This window comes from Streptomyces beihaiensis (genome assembly GCF_026274175.1).
Lineage (GTDB): Bacteria > Actinomycetota > Actinomycetes > Streptomycetales > Streptomycetaceae > Streptomyces > Streptomyces beihaiensis.
In genome coordinates this window covers 1-17027 of sequence record NZ_JAPHNL010000041.1, presented here as the reverse complement: position 1 = coordinate 17027, position 17027 = coordinate 1, and the positions used below count along the sequence as shown (strand labels likewise).

At 70.9% G+C, this 17027-nt stretch carries 14 protein-coding genes and 2 pseudogenes; 5 read left to right on the top strand and 11 right to left on the bottom strand.

The genetic code is table 11. From position 1 onward, the window contains the following. From OFY01_RS05735 to OFY01_RS05710, 6 genes and pseudogenes are all read right to left on the bottom strand, one after another. Nucleotides 1-430, bottom strand: a 430-nt coding sequence (locus OFY01_RS05735) for a biotin/lipoyl-containing protein (protein ID WP_323135479.1), incomplete at its 3' end; no start/stop codon positions are given. Nucleotides 431-433: 3 nt separating this feature from the next. Then, entirely contained in the window at nt 434-1438 is a 1005-nt protein-coding gene (locus OFY01_RS05730; protein ID WP_266596931.1) for an alpha-ketoacid dehydrogenase subunit beta, read from the bottom strand. A gap of 2 nt (nt 1439-1440) precedes the next feature. Further along, on the bottom strand, nt 1441-2124 hold the full coding sequence (locus OFY01_RS05725; protein WP_266596927.1) for a thiamine pyrophosphate-dependent enzyme: 684 nt from the start codon (nt 2122-2124) through the stop codon (nt 1441-1443). A gap of 91 nt (nt 2125-2215) precedes the next feature. Beyond that, nucleotides 2216-2380: pseudogene (locus OFY01_RS05720) on the bottom strand (thiamine pyrophosphate-dependent enzyme); the annotation flags it as partial. A 137-nt stretch (nt 2381-2517) separates the two neighbouring features. After that, entirely contained in the window at nt 2518-4311 is a 1794-nt protein-coding gene (gene acsA, locus OFY01_RS05715; RefSeq protein WP_266596925.1) for an acetate--CoA ligase, read from the bottom strand. Nucleotides 4312-4580: 269 nt separating this feature from the next. Then, on the bottom strand, nt 4581-5456 hold the full coding sequence (locus OFY01_RS05710) for a universal stress protein (protein WP_266596923.1): 876 nt from the start codon (nt 5454-5456) through the stop codon (nt 4581-4583). Between the two features lie 743 nt (nt 5457-6199). Here OFY01_RS05710 and OFY01_RS05705 point away from each other — a divergent pair. Together OFY01_RS05705 and OFY01_RS05700 are read left to right on the top strand one after the other, a co-directional pair. Then, nucleotides 6200-7609 (top strand): annotated as a pseudogene (locus tag OFY01_RS05705) (nicotinate phosphoribosyltransferase). Continuing rightward, complete coding sequence (locus OFY01_RS05700) at nt 7606-7908, top strand: DUF1876 domain-containing protein (RefSeq protein ID WP_266596921.1); 303 nt, start codon at nt 7606-7608, stop codon at nt 7906-7908. The pseudogene OFY01_RS05705 and the gene OFY01_RS05700 overlap by 4 nt, the downstream one beginning before the upstream one ends. 86 nt (nt 7909-7994) lie before the next feature. Here the strand turns inward: OFY01_RS05700 and OFY01_RS05695 are convergent, their stop codons facing one another. Further along, on the bottom strand, nt 7995-8669 hold the full coding sequence (locus OFY01_RS05695) for a CBS domain-containing protein (RefSeq protein WP_266596919.1): 675 nt from the start codon (nt 8667-8669) through the stop codon (nt 7995-7997). 298 nt (nt 8670-8967) lie between these two features. Next, complete coding sequence (locus tag OFY01_RS05690) at nt 8968-9807, bottom strand: helix-turn-helix domain-containing protein (RefSeq protein WP_266596917.1); 840 nt, start codon at nt 9805-9807, stop codon at nt 8968-8970. A 111-nt stretch (nt 9808-9918) separates the two neighbouring features. On the opposite strand from OFY01_RS05690, the gene OFY01_RS05685 reads away from it, so the two are divergent. Both OFY01_RS05685 and OFY01_RS05680 read left to right on the top strand, forming a co-directional pair. Next, complete coding sequence (locus tag OFY01_RS05685; protein ID WP_266596929.1) at nt 9919-10701, top strand: alpha/beta fold hydrolase; 783 nt, start codon at nt 9919-9921, stop codon at nt 10699-10701. A gap of 254 nt (nt 10702-10955) precedes the next feature. Further along, on the top strand, nt 10956-11555 hold the full coding sequence (locus OFY01_RS05680; RefSeq protein WP_266596915.1) for a type 1 glutamine amidotransferase domain-containing protein: 600 nt from the start codon (nt 10956-10958) through the stop codon (nt 11553-11555). Nucleotides 11556-11652: 97 nt separating this feature from the next. Here OFY01_RS05680 and OFY01_RS05675 read toward each other — a convergent pair whose 3' ends face one another. From OFY01_RS05675 to OFY01_RS05665, 3 genes are all read right to left on the bottom strand, one after another. Continuing rightward, nucleotides 11653-12072, bottom strand: coding sequence for a CBS domain-containing protein (locus OFY01_RS05675; protein WP_266596913.1), 420 nt, complete (start codon nt 12070-12072; stop codon nt 11653-11655). 70 nt (nt 12073-12142) lie between these two features. After that, nucleotides 12143-12802 (bottom strand): UdgX family uracil-DNA binding protein, encoded by a 660-nt coding sequence (locus OFY01_RS05670; RefSeq protein ID WP_266596911.1) that lies wholly within the window; start codon nt 12800-12802, stop codon nt 12143-12145. A gap of 19 nt (nt 12803-12821) precedes the next feature. Beyond that, nucleotides 12822-14864: a catalase gene (locus tag OFY01_RS05665; RefSeq protein WP_266596909.1), complete on the bottom strand. Its 2043-nt coding sequence runs from the start codon at nt 14862-14864 to the stop codon at nt 12822-12824. Nucleotides 14865-15133: 269 nt separating this feature from the next. Between OFY01_RS05665 and OFY01_RS05660 the strand changes: the two genes are divergently transcribed. Further along, a complete protein-coding gene (locus tag OFY01_RS05660) occupies nt 15134-16936 on the top strand; it encodes a thiamine pyrophosphate-requiring protein (protein WP_266596907.1) in 1803 nt (600 codons plus the stop codon). The last annotated feature ends 91 nt before the right edge of the window (nt 16937-17027 follow it).

Genomic DNA, 17027 nt, shown 5'->3' with positions numbered 1-17027 from the left:
CGCCACCGACGCGCCCGGAACCTCCCGCACGGTGGGCGAACGCCGCCGGAAGCTGCTCACGCTGCTCTCCGCCGGTCCTCGGGGCGGGCGGGACTTCGGGGGCGGGCCCGGTGCCGCCGGGAGACGGTGTGGGCTCGGGCGCGGGGCGGGGCGGCTGCTGCCCGTCGCCTCGGGGGGCCGCGCCGGGCGGGCGCGAGGACGGTTCGATGACCGCGAGGGGCGTGCCCACGGGCACCGTCGTGCCCGGCTCGACGAGCAGTTCGGCCACCGTCCCCGACTCGAAGCATTCGACGTCCACCAGGGATTTCGCGGTGTCGACGACCGCGACGATGTCGCCCTTGCGGACCTGGTCACCGGGGTGGACGAGCCATTCCTGCAGCGTGCCTTCGGCCATGTCGGCGCCCAGGGAGGGCATGGTGAAGTCGCCCATGGCTCAGCCCACCGCCCGGTGTGCGGCGGCGACGATGTCGGCGGTCTGCGGCATGGCGGCCTCCTCCATCTGGCGGGCGTAGGGAATGGGCACCTCCGTGCTGCACACCCGCTCCACGGGTGCGTCCAGCTCGTAGAACGACGTCTCGGCGATCCTGGCGGACACCTCGGCGGCGAGACTGCCGGTGCGCCACGCCTCGTCCACGATGACGGCACGGTGGGTTCGGGAGACCGTGCGGGCGAGGGCCGCGTCGTCGAGCGGCCGCAGCGTGCGCAGGTCGAGCACCTCGGCGCTGATGCCGTCGTGGGCCAGTTCGTCCGCCGCGGCGAGGGTCTTGGGCAGCGAACCGCCGTACGTGATCAGGGAGATGTCGTTGCCCGGTCTGCGGATCGCGGCGTGGTCGAGGTCCACGGCGCCGGTGGGCTCGGGGAGTTCGCCGGAGGTGTTGTAGAGGCTTCCGTGTTCGAAGATCAGCACCGGGTCGGGAACGGCGAGTGCCGGTGCGAGCATGTGGCGGGCGTCCTCGATCGTCGCCGGGGCGATCACACGGATGCCGGGGACGTGGGCGTACCAGCCCTCCAGGCTGTGCGAGTGCTGCGCGGCGAGCTGACGGCCCGCGCCCGTCGTCATCCGGATCACCAGCGGGACCGGAAGCTGGCCGTTCGACATGTGCAGCAGCGAGGCGGCGTTGTTGACGATCTGGTCGAGTGCCAGCAGGCTGAAGTTCACCGTCATGATCTCGACGATCGGGTGCAGCCCGGCCAGGGCGGCGCCGATGCCGGCTCCGGTGAACGCGGACTCCGACAGCGGCGTGTCACGGATGCAGGCGGGGCCGAACTCCTCCAGCAGTCCGAGGCTGACGCCGAAGGAGCCGCCGTACCTGCCGACGTCCTCGCCCATGAGGAACACGCGGTCGTCGGAGCGCAGTGCCTCGCGCAGGGCTTCCCGCATCGCTTCCCGGTACGTCGTCCTCGTCGTCTTCGGCGCTTCCTTTCCACCGGTGGCCATGGTCACCTCGCCTCTCCCGCAGGTTCGCTGGTGACATGGCGCAGCAGGTCGCCGACCGGCTCCGTCGGTGCCCGCTCGGCCGCCTCGACGGCGCGTTCGATGTCCTCGGCGATCCGCGGTTCGATGCGGGCCAGTTCCTCGTCCCCGCGTTGCCCGTCCTCGCTCATCCGATCCACGAGCCGCTGCACCGGATCGCGCGCCTTCCACTGTTCGATCTCCGCCTTGTCGCGGTAGCGGTCCGGGTCGTACATGGAGTGCGAGCGGAAGCGGTACGTGCGCAGCTCCAAAAAGTGCGGTCCGGTGCCGGACCGCACTCCCTCGGCCGCGCGGCGGGCGGCCTGCTCGACGGCTTCGACGTCCATGCCGTCCACCGCCCAGGCGGGCATGCCGTACGAGGCGGCGCGCATGGCCAGGTCGGTCTGGGCGTGTTCCCGCGCCAGGGCGGTTCCCATGGCGTAGAGGTTGTTCTCGCAGGCGAGCAGCAGCGGGAGGTTCCACAGTGCGGCCAGGTTCGCCGTCTCGTGGAACTCGCCCTCGGCGAACGCGCCGTCGCCGAAGAAGCAGCAGGTGACGCGGTTGTGGCCGCGCATGCGGTCGGCGAGAGCCAGACCGGCGGCCAGGGGAAGCCCGCCCGCGACGATCGCGCTGCCGCCGTAGAAGCGGCGGCTCACGTCGAACAGGTGCATGGATCCGCCCCGCCCCCCCGCTGCAGCCGGTCGCCTTTCCGTACAGCTCGGCCATCACGGATTCGTCCGGGATACCGCGGGCCAGCGCGTGGCCGTGTTCGCGGTAGGTGGAGACCACCGCGTCGTCCGGTGTCAGTGCCTCGTTGACGCCGACGGCCACCGCCTCCTCGCCGATGTAGAGGTGGACGAATCCGCGGATCTTCGACGCGCTGTACAGCTCGACGCAACGCTCCTCGAAACGCCGGATGCGCAGCATCACCTCCAGCAGGTGCGTCCGGTGCTCGGCGGTGCCGGGGCCGCTCCGCGCGCGTCGCGTGCCGCCGGTGGCGCGCTTCGGCGCCTGGGGCTTCGAGCCGTTCCGGGTCATCCGGGTGCGGGGGCCGTGTGCCGGGGTCATGCGGGTCCCTCCAGAGTGGACAGGTCGCCGGAGGGCAGGCCGAGTTCACGGGCGCGCAGCAGTCGGCGCATGACCTTGCCGCTACGGGTCTTGGGCAGGTTCTGGTCGAAGGCGATCTCTCTGGGGGCCACGGCAGGGCCGAGCCGCTGCCGGGCGAAAGCGAGGAGCCGGCGCTCCAGTTCGGGGGTCGGTTCCGTGCCGGGGGTCAGCGACACGAACGCCTTGACGATGTTCCCGGCCACGGGGTCGGGCTTGCCGATCACTCCGGCCTCGGCCACCGCCGCATGCTCCATCAGCGCGCTCTCCACCTCGAAAGGGCCGACGAGGTGTCCGGACGATTTGATGACGTCGTCGGCGCGGCCCACGAACCAGTACCAGCCGTCGGCGTCCCGCTCGGCCAGGTCACCGGTCAGGTACCAGCCGTCCGCGAAGGCGGCTTCGTACCGCTTCTCGTCGTGCAGGTATCCGCGGAACATCGACGGCCAGCCCGGGCGCAACGCCAGCTCCCCTACGGTGCCGGGGGTCTGCGCCACGGTGACCCGGCCGTCGGTGACCAGCGCCCTGCCGTCGGGTCCCCGGCACAGCACGGCGGCCTCGACGCCGGGCAACGGCCGCCCCATCGAGCCGGGGCGGATGTCGCAGGCGGCGTAGTTCGCGATCATGATGCTGCCGGTCTCGGTCTGCCACCAGTTGTCGTGGACGGGCAGGCCCAGCACCCGCTGACCCCAGACCACCGCTTCGGGGTTGAGGGGCTCGCCGACGGAGGCGATGAACCGCAGCGCCGACAGGTCGTGGGAGCGGGGCAGGTCGTAGGGGCCCTCGGCGGGGGTGGAGCGCATCAGCATCCGCAGGGCCGTGGGCGCCGTGTACCAGACGCTCACGCGCTGTTCGCCCAGGATGCGGTACCAGCGCCGGGCGTCGAAGTCGCCCTCGTCCACGACCACCGTCAGGCCGTGTACGAGCGGGGCGATGATGCCGTACGACATGCCGGTGACCCACCCTGGATCGGCCGTGCACCAGTACACGTCGTCCCGGTGGAGGTCGAGGGCGAAGGCGGCCGTGGCCTGGTGGGCGACCACCGCGTCGTGGACGTGCACCGCCCCCTTGGGCGTCCCGGTGGTGCCACTGGTGAAGTGGAGCAGTGCCATGTCCTCAGGGGAGGTGGGCGGGATGGTGAACGTGTCCGCGGCGGCGGACATCAGCTCGTCGAGGGAGACGGTGCCCGGCAGCTCCTCCGCGCCCTCTCCGACGATGAGGACGTGTGCGAGCGTCGGCAGGCGGGCGCGGCTGTCGGCGACCTTGCGCCGGTACAGGGCCGCGGTGGTGACCAGCAGGCGGGCGTCGCCCAGGCGCAGCCGCTGTTCCACCGGTTCGGGCCCGAACGCGGAGAACAGCGGGCACAGCACGCTGGTGTTCTTCAGCGTCCCCAGCACCGCCGTGTACAGCTCGGGACACCGGCCCAGCAGGGTGAACACGCGGTCGCCGCGGCCGACGCCCAACGCCCGCAGGGCGTTCGCGAAGCGCGCGGTGCGGCGGGCCAGCTCACCGTAGGTGACGGTCGAGACGGTGTTGTCGCGCGCGACGCATCGCAGCGCGGTCCGGTCGGCGTCCCGCGGTCCGGCGTGCCGGTCCACGGCCTCGTGCGCGATGTTCAGTCCGCGGCCGTCCGGCAGCCCGTCCAGTGCCGCCCGCGCCTGCGCCCAGGTGAACCCGGAGCAGGTCTGCTCGTAGTCGGTGAGACGCGGCGCCACTCGCTGCGCGGTGTCCTTGTGGATCGTCTCCCAGCGCATGGGGGACTCCTTCCGACGGCACCGGGCCTACAACCCCAGGTTTGCCGAACCTGTCCGGAGCCGCATCTTGCCGCCGACCGCGGTGACGCCGTCAGCAGACGTCTCGCGCATGGCCCGGACCTGCGCGGTCGGCGGTGGCGGCAGCGGCGTCTCGGATTGCGCGAGCACCGTTCAACCGGGCATCGATCCCAGCCTGGCGGGGGCATGGGGGCCCGCGTGCGGACCCGTCGGCCCGCACCGGCGTCGGCGGCTCCCCGTGACGGCTCGGCTCAGTCGTGAGGGACGATGGCGACGGGGCAGCGCGCGTGATGGACGGCAGCCTGGGTCACGGGCCCCAGGCGAGGTGTCACGGGGGGATGGTGCCTGCGTCGGCCGACGACCAGCAGGCCGGCGCCCGTGGCGGCCGCGACCACGGCCCTGGCGGGACTGTCGAGGCGGACGGTGTCGATGACGGGCACGCCAGGAAACTTGTCGCGCCAAGGGTGAAGGACGTGACGCAGTTCTTTCTGCGCGTCGTGCCGGACTTCGTGGGTCACGGTGTGGTCGATCCCCCAGGGGGCGTACGCGTGGAGCGGCACGCTGCGGCCGTGCACGGCACGCAGGGGCACGCCCCGCGCCGCGGCGGAGGTGAAGGCGTAGTCGAGGAGGTCGTCACACGGAGCGTTCAGCTTCAGCGCCACCACGACGGCACCGGGCGGTCCCGACTCGGGCACGCGCTCTTCGTCCCGCTGCTCGGCGCGCACCAGTACGACGGGCCGTTGCGCGCGGGCCACGACCTGCATGCTGATGTCCCCCAGGAAGTAGCTCAGCGCGGGGGTGAGGCCCCGCGAGCCGAGCACCAGCGTCTCGGACTCCGATGCCGCTCGCAGCAGCGCGTTCTCGGCATCGTCGGCGACCAGGTTGCCGACGACCGTGAGACCTGGATGACGGGCCTGGAGCTCCGCCTGGGCGTTGTGCATGAGCCGTTTCGCCCAGTAGTTCTGGTCGATCTCGGCAGGGACGCGCGTCGGTTCCGGCACCAGTAGGGGCCAGGCGTGCAGCAGGCGCAGGGTGAGCTTGCGCCGCTCCGCTTCGTCGGCCGCCCAGTGGGCGGCGGCGAGGCTCTCGGCTGAGCCGTCCAGGCCCACGGTGAGGACTCGTTCCATGAGACTGCCTCCGGATCGGTGGAAGCCGGAACGGACGGTGAGCATGGTCACCGTCCGGCGCCTGCTGCGGCCCCTGCGCGCCGACGGCCGTGCGGGGCGGCCACCGGTCGTGTTCGACGCGGCGAACGCACGCCGCACACGGCTGCGGGGCTTCTCCATCGAGGACTACCGCATGTCTCCCCGCGGCGCATGTGCTCAGCATCCACGGATCCGAGTCGAGCCCTTGAGGAGGTGGACCGGGCCGCCTGGAGCGTGCCGGCGAGGAACCTCGGGTTCCCCGGGGCGTCCAGGGCGTCCGGACACGTCCGCCGAGCCCCGAGCACTGTGGCGCCAGGCACGACGGACGCTCCGGAGGTGGCGTCCCGGCGACGGCGCGATGGGCCGATCGCCGACCGGCTGGGACCTTCGGCCCCGTGACGGGGCCCCACCGCAATCGGAGGGTGGTTGAGGAAGGCACACACGTGGGGGATACGCCGACGACAGCTGGAGGCAGACCAGGAGCGCGGGGGGTTCACCGGACGCGTCCGGTGGTCACCGACCGCGCCGGGAACAGGAGCCGCGTCACGGCGCGAACCCACCGAGGCGCACGTCCGATCGTGTCGGAGCCAGATGCTCCGGATCGCCGGTCCTGGTGTTCGCTCAGGGACTGCCCTGATCCGCGCAGACGTACGCCGTCGGACGTCGCGTGGTGCCGCGTGACGGACGGCGGCCGTGCTGCGGTTTCCACGAGGAGGTGACGCCTGATGTCCGATGCGACGACCACTGATCTGTACGAGGTCACGATGGCGATGTCGTACGTGAGGGAGGGGATGACCGGACCGGCGACGTTCAGTCTCTTCGTCCGTGACATGCCGCCCGACCGCGGGTTCTTGGTGGCTGCCGGCCTGGAGTCGGCGCTCGACTTCCTCTCCGGCTATCGCATCGTGTCCGAAGACGTCGATGCCTTCGCCGCGGCGCTGCACCGGCCCGCTCGCGATCTGGAACCGCTGCTCGGCATGGGGTTCACCGGGAGGGTCCGGGCGGTACCGGAAGGGCGGATCGTCCTCGCGGGAGAGCCGCTGTTGGAGGTGACCGCTCCGCTTCCGCAGGCGCAGCTGGTGGAGACGTACGTGCTCAACCAGGTCAACCACCAGACGACCATCGCCTCGAAGGCCGCCCGCTGCGTCCTGGCGGCAGCAGGACACCCGGTCGTGGACTTCTCCCTGCGACGCACCCACGGACCCCAGGCCGGATTCTAGTCCGCACGGCTGGCCGGCATGGTCGGCTTCGCCGGGACGAGCAACGTCGCCGCGGCCACCGCCGAGGGGCTGCCCGCGATCGGGACGATGGCCCACTCCTACATCGAGGCGTTCGCGGCGCAGGAGGACGCGTTCCGCGCCTTCGCCCGCGCCCATCCGGGCCCGGTGACCCTCCTGGTGGACACCTACGACACCGAGGCGGGCGTCCGTGTCGCGGCGCGCGTGCTGAGAGATCTCGGCGACGCGGATCGTGGACGCGGCTCGGCCGTACGGCTGGACAGCGGCGACCTCGGCGACCTCGCCGTTCGGGCGCGTGGCCTCCTTGACGCGGCCGGGCTGCCGGATGTGCGGATCGTCGCCAGCAGCGGTCTCGACGAGTACTCCGTGGACGAACTGGTCCGCTCGGGAGCGCCGATCGACGTCTACGCCGTCGGCACCCACGTCGGGGTCTCGGCCGACGCCCCGTACCTGGACTCCGCCTACAAGCTGGTCGAGTACGACGGCCGACCGGTGATGAAACTGTCCTCGGCCAAGGTCACCGCCCCCGGGCAGAAACAGGTGTTCCGACGCCCCGGATACGACGATGTGATCGCACTGCGTGATGAACAGCCGCCCGCTCAGGGCACGCCTCTCCTGGTGACGGCGATGGAGGAGGGGAGGCGCACCGTCGAGCGCCCGACGCTCGACGAGAGCAGAGAGAGGTTCGCAGCCGACCTGGCCGCACTCCCGTCGGCGGCTCGCAGCATCAGGAACCCCCTCGCGCCGCGGGCGAGGACCTCCGGTCAGCTGGCCTCACTCACTGAACACGTCCGGCGCCGCATCGAGGACGAGGTCGGGGCCTCGGAGCACCGGAGACACGAGCAGAGCGCATCCCGAACACGACGATCCGTACCGGGGCGAGGAGGAACGCGATGACGCATACCGTGGAATGGAAGGTGCGCCTTCACCTCTTCGAGGAAGCGGGAACGACCAAGGCGCGCGCGGTGCTGAACACCGGAACCACGGAGTTCACCGGACACGGTGCTGCACACCGCAACCCCGCGGACACGGATGTGCCGGAGATCGGTGACGAGGTGGCGGCCGGACGCGCTCTGCACGACCTCGGCCGTCAGCTGGTGGATGTCGCCGAACGCGACATCGGGGGCGTCACGTCGCGCGCGACGGCACGGGAAGCTGGGCCGGAGGCCGGCTGGCCGGCGCCGGACCGGAGCTGAGGAGGACGGCCGACAAGGGCTGCCTGGCCGCCGCAGCGGGGGTGATCGGCGGGCGGGGCGTGGGCGCCGCAAGGCCGCGACAGGGATTACGCGCCGTTGCGGGAACCGGGTGAGTCGTCCGTGCGGGACGCGATGTGCCCCGAGACCGAGACCACGCCGTCCACGCCCCGGCACATCCGCTCGATCACCGGGATCAGGCTCTTGACCTCGACGGCCCCTCCCAGGGTGACCTGCCCCTCGCGCACCTCGACCGTCACATCCGCGGCGACGGGCCCCAGCACCCCACGCAGCAGGTCTCCGGTGATCTCATCGCGGATGGCGTCGTCACGGCGCAGGAAGATCCTCAGGAGGTCACCGCGGCTGACGATACCCCGCAGCCGGTCGGCCTCGTCCACGACGGGCAGCCGCTTGACGTTGTGGGCCGCCATGAGGCGAGCCGCCTCGACCACGGTCCACTCAGGGCGCGCGCACACGGCGGGAGCCGACATCAGCTCCTCGGCCCTGGCTCCTTCGGCCTTGGCACGCTCCCACGCCTCGAGACGGGGAAGAGGTGTCAGGCCCGACGGGTCCGTCTGGGCGGATGACTTGCGCAGCAGGTCGGCCTCGGAGACGACGCCCATGGGGCGGTCGAGTTCGTCGACCACGGGCACGGCGGTGACATCGTTCTCCGCCAGCAGCTTGACGATCTCCTTGAACGGCAGGTCGCGGCGCGCCCGCACGACGTTGCGGGTCATGAGTTCTGCGACCGTTCGGTGGTGCATGTCGCCTCCCGGATATGAGCCGCCCGCGCATGAAGACGGTCCTGTCGTGCCCTGCGGCACGTATCACTCGTGGCACTCTGGACACAGCACCATTCTGGGGAGAGCACAGCGATCATGCGAGCTCACCCCGGCGACGGACTCGTGTCACCGAAAGCCCGACAGCCCGTCCGTTACGACGTGATTTTCCAGAGATCACCGTCAGCTCTGCTTGTCTCCAGGCGTCCGGGAAAGGCTCGGCGACGGGGACCTTCTCAGCACGGACCGGGCTGTGAGTCTGGCGTACACGTGAGTGCGCCCCTCACTCGGCGACCACCATCGTCTGCCATGCGCCCGGGCGCATGCCTGTCGCCTTCCTGAAGAACACCGAGAAGTTGGAAGCGTCGGGGAAGCCGAGCGTGGTGGCGCACGCGGCCGCAGTGAGGCGGTCGTGCGCGAGGAGCCGTTTGGCTTCCAGGACGATCCGGTCCACGATGTACGCCTTCGCGCTGCGGCCGGTGGCCTGCTGCACCGCTCTTGAGAGCGTGCGGGGCGCGTATCCCAGTGTCCGGGCGTAGTAGCCGGCGTCGTGATGTTCGCGAAAGTGCGCTTCGACGCTGGACCGGAACAGGTGGAACACGGGATTGATCGACGGTGTTTCGGCGTGGCGGGGCCGGAGCCCGAGGCCGAGCCGGGCGATGAGCGCGGAGAGCAGGATCTCCGGCAACTCCGTCGAGCTGTCCCCGGGCGGGGCGGATGCCTCGAGGAGGAGATGGTGGCGCGCGGTGTCGACGAACGGCCAGTCGGCGTCGGGAATGCTCCAGTGTGTGATCAGGTCCGGGGACGCGACGAGCTCCCGGGTGGCGCGGGTGACCGGCGCGGTCGGCACGAACAGCACGAGGTGCCCGGCCACGCCTGCGATGTCCTCCCAACGGTGCACGGCTCCGGGAGCGACCCACACCGCGGACCGCTCCTGGAGCGGATGTCGGAGGAAGTCCACGGTGACGGATCCGTGTCCGGCGTCGACGACGGCGAGCACGTGGAAGTCGGCACGCTGTGTCCCGCCGTCGTTCAGCTCGCGAAGGCGATCGAACGTCATGGTTTCGACAGTGGCGGCACGGCGCCCGACGGGCTGGTAGGTCATCTGCCGGATCTCGGTCACCTGTCCAGTTTCCACTATCGGACGACCGGTCATGCCGATGCCTCGGCGCAGCTGAGGAGATTCGATGAACACATGAAAAAACACCCTAGAATCTTGATCGAGACAGACCCGGTGAACACGACGCGGCAGCTGCCGCTGCCCACTTATGACCACCTGCCGGGGTCCGGACCGACCCTGGTGTTTCTGCACTACTGGGGTGGATCCGCGCGCACCTGGGACCTGGTCGTCGACCGCCTCACCGGACGCGACATGATCACTGTCGACTTCCGCGGGTGGAGCCGCTCGAGCGGCCTGGCCGGCCCCTACTCCCTCCGCCAACTCGCCGCCGACACGCTCGACGTGATCGCCGAGGCGGGCGTCACCGACTACGTCCTCGTCGGGCATTCCATGGGGGGCAAGGTCGCGCAGCTCATGGCGGCGACCCGGCCCGCCGGCCTCCGCGGGATCGTCCTCGTCGGTTCCGCTCCGGCGAAGCCCGGCGCGGGGATCACCCCCGAGTACCGGGAGGGCCTTTCCCACGCCTACGACTCCGCCGAATCCGTCGCCGGCGCACGGGATCACATCCTCACCGCGACCGAGCTGCCCGAATCGGTCAAGTCGCGGATCGCGACCGACTCGCGGGCCGGCACCGACGCCGCCCGCACGGAGTGGCCGCTGCGCGGCATCGCGGAGGACGTCTGCGAGCACGCCCGCATGATCAGCGTTCCCGCCCTGGTCGTCGCAGGAGAGAACGACCGTGTCGAGCCCGTCGACGTACTCGTGGACAACCTGGTGCCCTACCTCTCCAGAGCCGACCTCGCGGTGATTCCGAACACGGGTCACCTGATCCCGCTGGAAGCTCCGGCCGACCTGGTCGACGCGATCACGGCCTTCGCACCAGCGGCCCGGCGGTAGACGGGTTGTGGAGCGCGCCCCTGCGGGGCGGGCAACGCGCCTTGCCTCAGGCAGCTGGCGGCAGGCCCGATGCCTTTCCCTCAGAGTCAACCGGGCGACCGTACAAATCCTTTCGTCGTCACGGCGGCGCTCAGTGGGCAGCCGCTGCGGGGGGGGGCGCCCCGGGCGGGCGACCCGAGACGTCTGACGGGCGGGCGCCCGGGTACTCGGGGTCCACGCTGTCGTACGACAGCGGCGAGAGGGGAGCCGAAACGATGCGTATCGCATTTCTCACGGCGCCTGAAGGCGTCGAGCAGGTCGAACTCACCGCGCCCTGGAAGGCCGTCGTCGAACACGGTGACCGTCCGGAGCTGCTGTCCACCGAGCCCGGTCGCGTACAGGCATTCCACCACCTCGACAAGGCCGACACGTTCCGGGTGGACCGCACCGTCGAAGAGGCGAGCCCCGAGGAGTTCGACGGCCTCGTCCTGCCCGGTGGTGTCGCCAACCCGGACCAACTGCGCATGGACCCGAAGGCCGTGTCGTTCGTCGCCCGGTTCGTCGAGCTGGGGCGGCCGGTGGCGGCGATCTGCCACGGGCCGTGGACGCTGGTGGAGGCCGATGTCGTACGCGGCCGGACCCTGACGTCCTATCCGAGCCTGGCCACCGACATCCGCAACGCGGGCGGCGATTGGGTCGACGAGGAGGTCAAGGTGTGCCGGGGCGGCCCGAGCACACTGGTCACCAGCCGCAAACCGGACGACCTGCGCGCGTTCTGCGACGCGGCGCTCACGGCGTTCGCCCAGGACCGGGACGCCAGGGCCGAGGCCGCTCAGGCTCAGGATCAGGACCAGGCGCGGGCGGGTGCGCGTTAGCGAGTCCACGACCAAGGTCCGGGGCGCCGCCCTCGCGCATGCGGGCGGCGCCCCGGACCTCGTCGTACCGGGCCTCAACGGTTTGTCGTGCCCGGCCTCAACGGTTCGGCGACGCCGCGCTGATCGCGCCCAGGGCCGATTCGGGATCCCGCTCCACGGCTAGATCGCCGAGGGCCACGACGCCCACGCACTCGTTGCCGTCCACGACCGCGAGGCGTCGCAGCGCGTGTGTCCGCATGAGGTCGACGGCGTTGCCCGTCGGTTCCTGCGGGCCGACGCTGACGACGGACTTGCTGCAGACCGACTTCGCGGTCGTCTCGCCGGGGTCGGCGTCCTCGGCCAGGACTCGTACGACAAGGTCCCGGTCGGTCACCAGACCGCACAGGCGGTCGCCCTCGGTCACCAGGACGGATCCGATGTTCTCCTCACTCATCCGGTGTGCCACCCGGGACACCGTGGTCTTCGCGTCCACGGCGACCGGCGCCGCGGTCATGACCTCACGGACTCGCTGTTCCATGGCTTGTGCCTCCCTCTCGAAGGTGCCCGCCGAGTACCCGTCCGCCCGTGGTGTACGCGCCCGGCCGCGCTCACTGCGACGGCTCGTCGAGGGCGGCCGCGGCCACCCGCAGATCGGCCACCAGCCCTTCGTACATGTCGTCGCGGTCCTTGCCCGCACGCAGCACGGCCGAGGGGTGGATGGTCGCCACGACCTCGTCGGCCTCGATGCCCTCGGGGGCCTTGCGGAGCGTTCCGCGCTCCTGCGTCACACGGAAGCCCGAGCCGTACAGCGCCTTGCCCGCCGTGGCGCCGAGCGCGATGATCAACTCAGGCTTCAGGACGTGGAGTTCTGCCGCCAGCCACGGCTTGCACGCGGTCAGCTCGCGCAGGCTCGGCGGCTTGTGGATGCGCCGTTCGCCGTGCTCCTCGGTGGTGACGAACTTGAAGTGCTTGACGGCGTTCGTCACGTACGTCTCGTCCGGGTCGATGCCCGCGTCCTCGCAGGCCCGGCGCAGCATCCGTCCGGCGGGCCCGACGAACGGCCTGCCCCTGCGATCCTCCTGGTCGCCCGGCTGCTCGCCGAGGAGGACGACGCGGGCGCCCGGACGGCCCTCGCCGAACACCGTCCCCGATGCCTCGCGGAACAGGGGGCATCCCTCGCAGGCCGCGGCCGCCTCGCGCAGGGCGTCGAGGTCCGTGTCCTTCTCGGGCACGAAGGGCGTGGCGTCATAGTCGTCGGGGCCGGACACGGTTTCTCCTACGGGTTCGTCAGGCGGGGACCGGCGGGCGGTCCCAGTGGCGGTGGTGGGTCAGGTCGGCGGTCAGTGCGGAGAGGAACTCCTCGTCCGGCGCGGCCGCGGCGGTGACGCCTGCCGCGCTCTCCGGCAGCCCGAGCGAAGCCGCCACGGAGGCGGCGCCGCCCAGTGCGGCGACCGTCTTGCCGTGCCGGTAGACGTCGCGGACGAAGCGGCGGGCGGGCTCGTCGTCGGGGGCTCCGCCGGGCAGGACGACGGCGTCGTAGAGCACCGGGGCGACGGTCGACAGGGCCTTGTCCACGGGGTGCGGTTTACCGTCGGCGTCCGTGACCGTGCCGAACGCCGGACCGAGCTCCTCGACGACGGCCCCACCGGCCTCCAGCGTCTCGCGGACGGCCGTGCAGTCGTCGGCGGCGATGCCGGGGCCGACGAGCAGGGCGACCTTGCGTGTGGCGATCGAGCCGTCGCCCCTGAGGTTCTCGAGGCTGAGCGCCGGGGACGGCCGCGGGTCGGGAAGGCCGTCGACACGGTCGGGGGCGGCGATGCCGAGGCCGTCGGCGACCGCGGTGGCCAGTTCGTGGTCGACGTGGGCCAGTTGGTCCACGGTGCGGGCGCGCACCTGCCGGGAGTCGCACTTGCCGAGCTCGAAGCGGAACGCGTCGACCATGTGGCGCTGCTCCCAGCCGGACATGCTGCGCCAGAAGAGGGCGGGCTGTGTGTAGTGGTCCTCGAAGCTCGCGCTGCGCTTGCGCAGCTTCTGCCCTTCCAGGTGTGTCCGCAGGTGGCGGAAGGCGGACGGATCGCCGCCGCCGACCGCCGGGCATCCGCCGCCGAGCGAGTTCGGCGTGTAGTTGGTGCCGGTGTGGATGGCATGCTGCCCGTGGCCGTCGCGCTGGTTGGTGCGGACGGCGTCGACCGGCTGGTTGACGGGTAGCTGGGAGAAGTTGGGCCCGCCCAGACGGATCAGCTGGGTGTCCAGGTAGGAGAAGTTGCGGGCCTGGAGGAGCGGGTCGTCGGTGAAGTCGATGCCGGGGACCACGTTCGCGGTGTGGAAGGCGACCTGCTCGGTCTCGGCGAAGAAATTGTCCGGGTTGCGGTTCAGTACCATGCGCCCGATGGGGCGGACGGGAACCTGTTCCTCGGGGATGATCTTCGTGGGGTCGAGCAGGTCGAAGTCGAAGGCGAACTCGTCCTCCTCCGGCACGAGTTGGACACCGAGCTCGTACTCGGGGTACGCGCCGGAGGCGATCGCCTCCCAGAGGTCCTTGCGGTGGTAGTCCGGGTCGCGGCCCTGGATCTCCTGGGCCTCGTCCCAGACGAGCGAGTGCACGCCGAGCTTCGGTGTCCAGTGGAACTTGACCAGGGTGGCGCGCCCCTCGGCGGTGACGAAGCGGAACGTGTGGACGCCGAACCCCTGCATCATGCGGAAGCTGCGCGGGATCGCCCGGTCCGACATGAGCCAGAAGATCGTGTGCAGCGTCTCCGGCTGGAGCGAGACGAAGTCCCACAGCGTGTCGTGCGCGGACGCCCCCGTCGGCACCTCGTTGTGCGGCTCGGGCTTCACGGCGTGGACGAAGTCGGGAAACTTGATGCCGTCCTGGATGAAGAAGACGGGGAAGTTGTTGCCGACGAGGTCGTAGTTGCCCTCGCTCGTGTAGAACTTGGTCGCGAAGCCGCGTACGTCACGCACGGTGTCCGCCGAGCCGCGCGGCCCCTGCACCGTCGAGAAGCGGACGAACACGGGGGTGCGCACGTCGGGGTCCTGCAAGAACGCGGCGCGGGTGAACTCGGCGCACGAGCGGTACGGCTCGAAGTACCCGTAGGCCGCCGATCCCCGCGCATGGACGACGCGCTCCGGTATGCGCTCGTGGTCGAAGTGGGTCAGCTTCTCGCGGAAGTGGAAGTCCTCCATCAGCGTCGGGCCACGTTCACCCACGGTGAGCGAGTCGTCGGTGTGGTCGACGGTGACGCCCTGGTCGGTGGTGAGGGCGCCGCCGGACGGATCGGCCGCCCGGTGGGTGTCGCGCTGGTACTGCTTGGGGTCCTTGTGCGTCATGTGAGCTCCCGGTGAGACGGCGCCGGGCGTCGTGGACAGCCTCGACGGCGTGACGGCTGAGGACGTTGGCCGGGTATCCGGCGGGCCCGCCGGTAAACGGTCCGGCTCCGCGGCCGGGCACACCGGAGCCGGACACACCGGACACACCGGACATACCGGGCGCGCCGAACCCGCCGAACACGTCGCACACGCCGAATTCGCGGCCGAAAACCGTTTCGAGACGGCCGCGGTGAGATACCCGGATGGCACCCGACGATTCGGAGACCCTCATGACCAGCAAAAACGTTGCTGACTACATCCTCCAGCGGCTGCGTGAGTGGGACGTCGAGCACGTCTTCGCCTATGCAGGCGACGGCATCAACGGGCTGCTCGCGGCATGGGGCCGGGCGGACGACCACCCCCGGTTCGTGCAGTCCCGGCACGAGGAGATGTCCGCTTTCCAGGCGGTCGGCTACGCCAAGTTCTCCGGCCGCGTCGGCGTGTGCGCCGCCACCTCCGGGCCGGGCGGCATCCACCTGCTCAACGGGCTCTACGACGCCAAGCTGGACCACGTTCCCGTCGTCGCCATCGTCGGACAGACCAACCGCAGCGCGATGGGCGGCTCCTACCAGCAGGAGGTCGACCTGCAGAACCTCTACAAGGACGTGGCGTCGGACTTCTGCGAGACGCTCACGGTGCCCGAGCAGCTGCCCAACCTGATCGACCGGGCGATGCGGACGGCATACACCAAGTCGACGGTCACGGCGATCATCGTCCCCGCCGACGTGCAGGAGCTGGAGTACAGTCCGCCGACCCACGCCTTCAAGATGGTGCCCTCCAGCCGGGACCTCAGCCGCTACGCCCCCGTCCCCGCCCGCCCCGACCTGGAGCGGGCCGCCGACGTGCTCAACGCGGGCGAGCGGGTCGCCGTCCTCGTCGGACAGGGCGCGCGCGGGGCGCGCCACGAGGTCGAGCAACTGGCCGACGTGCTCGGCGCGGGCGTGGCCAAGGCGCTGCTCGGCAAGGACGTGCTCCCCGACGACCTGCCCTGGGTCACGGGCGCCGTCGGGCTGCTCGGCACCCGCCCGTCGTACGAGCTGATGCGCGACTGCGACACGCTCCTCGTCATCGGCTCCAGCTTCCCCTACACGCAGTTCCTCCCCGAACTCGACCAGGCCCGCGCGGTGCAGATCGACATCGATCCGTACATGATCGGGCTGCGCTACCCGTTCGAGGTGAACCTCGTCGGGGACGCCCAGGAGACGCTGCAGCGGCTGCTGCCCCTGCTGCACCGCAAGGAGAACCGCGACTGGTACGACGGGATCTGCGCGAACACCGCCCGGTGGTGGGAGGTCATGGAGCGCCGGGCCGCCGTGGACGCCGATCCGGTGAACCCGGAGTACGTCGTGCACGCGCTCGACGCCAACCTCCCACAGGACTCCATCGTCACCTCCGACTCGGGTTCGGCCGCCAACTGGTACGCGCGGCACCTGCGCTTCCGCGGCCACATGCGCGGCGCGCTGTCGGGGACGCTCGCCACGATGGGGCCGGGCGTGCCGTACGCGATCGGCGCCAAGTTCGCCCACGGGGACCGTCCGGTGATCGCGCTCGTCGGCGACGGCGCGATGCAGATGAACGGGATGATGGAGCTCGTCACCGCGTCCAAGTACTGGCAGGACTGGCAGGACCCCCGGCTGGTCGTGGCCGTGCTCAACAACGGTGACCTCAACCAGGTGACCTGGGAGATGCGGGCGATGTCCGGAGCGCCGCAGTTCGAGCCGTCCCAGCGCATCCCGGACCTGCCCTACGCGCAGATCGCCCGGTCCATCGGGCTGGAGGGCCTGCGCGTGGAGAAGCCGGAGCAGGTCGAGTCCGCCTGGGAGCGGGCGCTGTCGGCGGACCGGCCGTTCGTCCTGGACTTCGTCACCGACCCGGCCGTGCCGCCGATCCCGCCGCACGCGTCGTGGGACCAGATCCAGGCCGCGTCGTCCGCGATCCTGCAGGGCGACCCGGACCGGCAGGCGATGCTGCGCCAGGGCATCAAGGCCAAGGCCCAGGAGTTCCTGCCCGGTGGACGCTCCAAGTCCAAGTGACCCGGCGAGGCACGGCCGTCGACCTTGCGCCGCAGTTCCTCCTTGTTCATCTTCGAGCGGCCCTCGATGTTCTGCCGCTTGGCCTCCTCGT

Bases quoted from the DNA above. Each gene is read 5' to 3' on its own strand.
- OFY01_RS05730 (WP_266596931.1), bottom strand. From the start codon at position 1,438: ATGGCCACCGGTGGAAAGGAAGCGCCGAAGACGACGAGGACGACGTAC.
- OFY01_RS05725 (WP_266596927.1), bottom strand. From the start codon at position 2,124: ATGCACCTGTTCGACGTGAGCCGCCGCTTCTACGGCGGCAGCGCGATC.
- acsA (WP_266596925.1), bottom strand. From the start codon at position 4,311: ATGCGCTGGGAGACGATCCACAAGGACACCGCGCAGCGAGTGGCGCCG.
- OFY01_RS05710 (WP_266596923.1), bottom strand. From the start codon at position 5,456: ATGGAACGAGTCCTCACCGTGGGCCTGGACGGCTCAGCCGAGAGCCTC.
- OFY01_RS05700 (WP_266596921.1), top strand. From the start codon at position 7,606: ATGACGCATACCGTGGAATGGAAGGTGCGCCTTCACCTCTTCGAGGAA.
- OFY01_RS05695 (WP_266596919.1), bottom strand. From the start codon at position 8,669: ATGCACCACCGAACGGTCGCAGAACTCATGACCCGCAACGTCGTGCGG.
- OFY01_RS05680 (WP_266596915.1), top strand. From the start codon at position 10,956: ATGCGTATCGCATTTCTCACGGCGCCTGAAGGCGTCGAGCAGGTCGAA.
- OFY01_RS05675 (WP_266596913.1), bottom strand. From the start codon at position 12,072: ATGGAACAGCGAGTCCGTGAGGTCATGACCGCGGCGCCGGTCGCCGTG.
- OFY01_RS05665 (WP_266596909.1), bottom strand. From the start codon at position 14,864: ATGACGCACAAGGACCCCAAGCAGTACCAGCGCGACACCCACCGGGCG.
- OFY01_RS05660 (WP_266596907.1), top strand. From the start codon at position 15,134: ATGACCAGCAAAAACGTTGCTGACTACATCCTCCAGCGGCTGCGTGAG.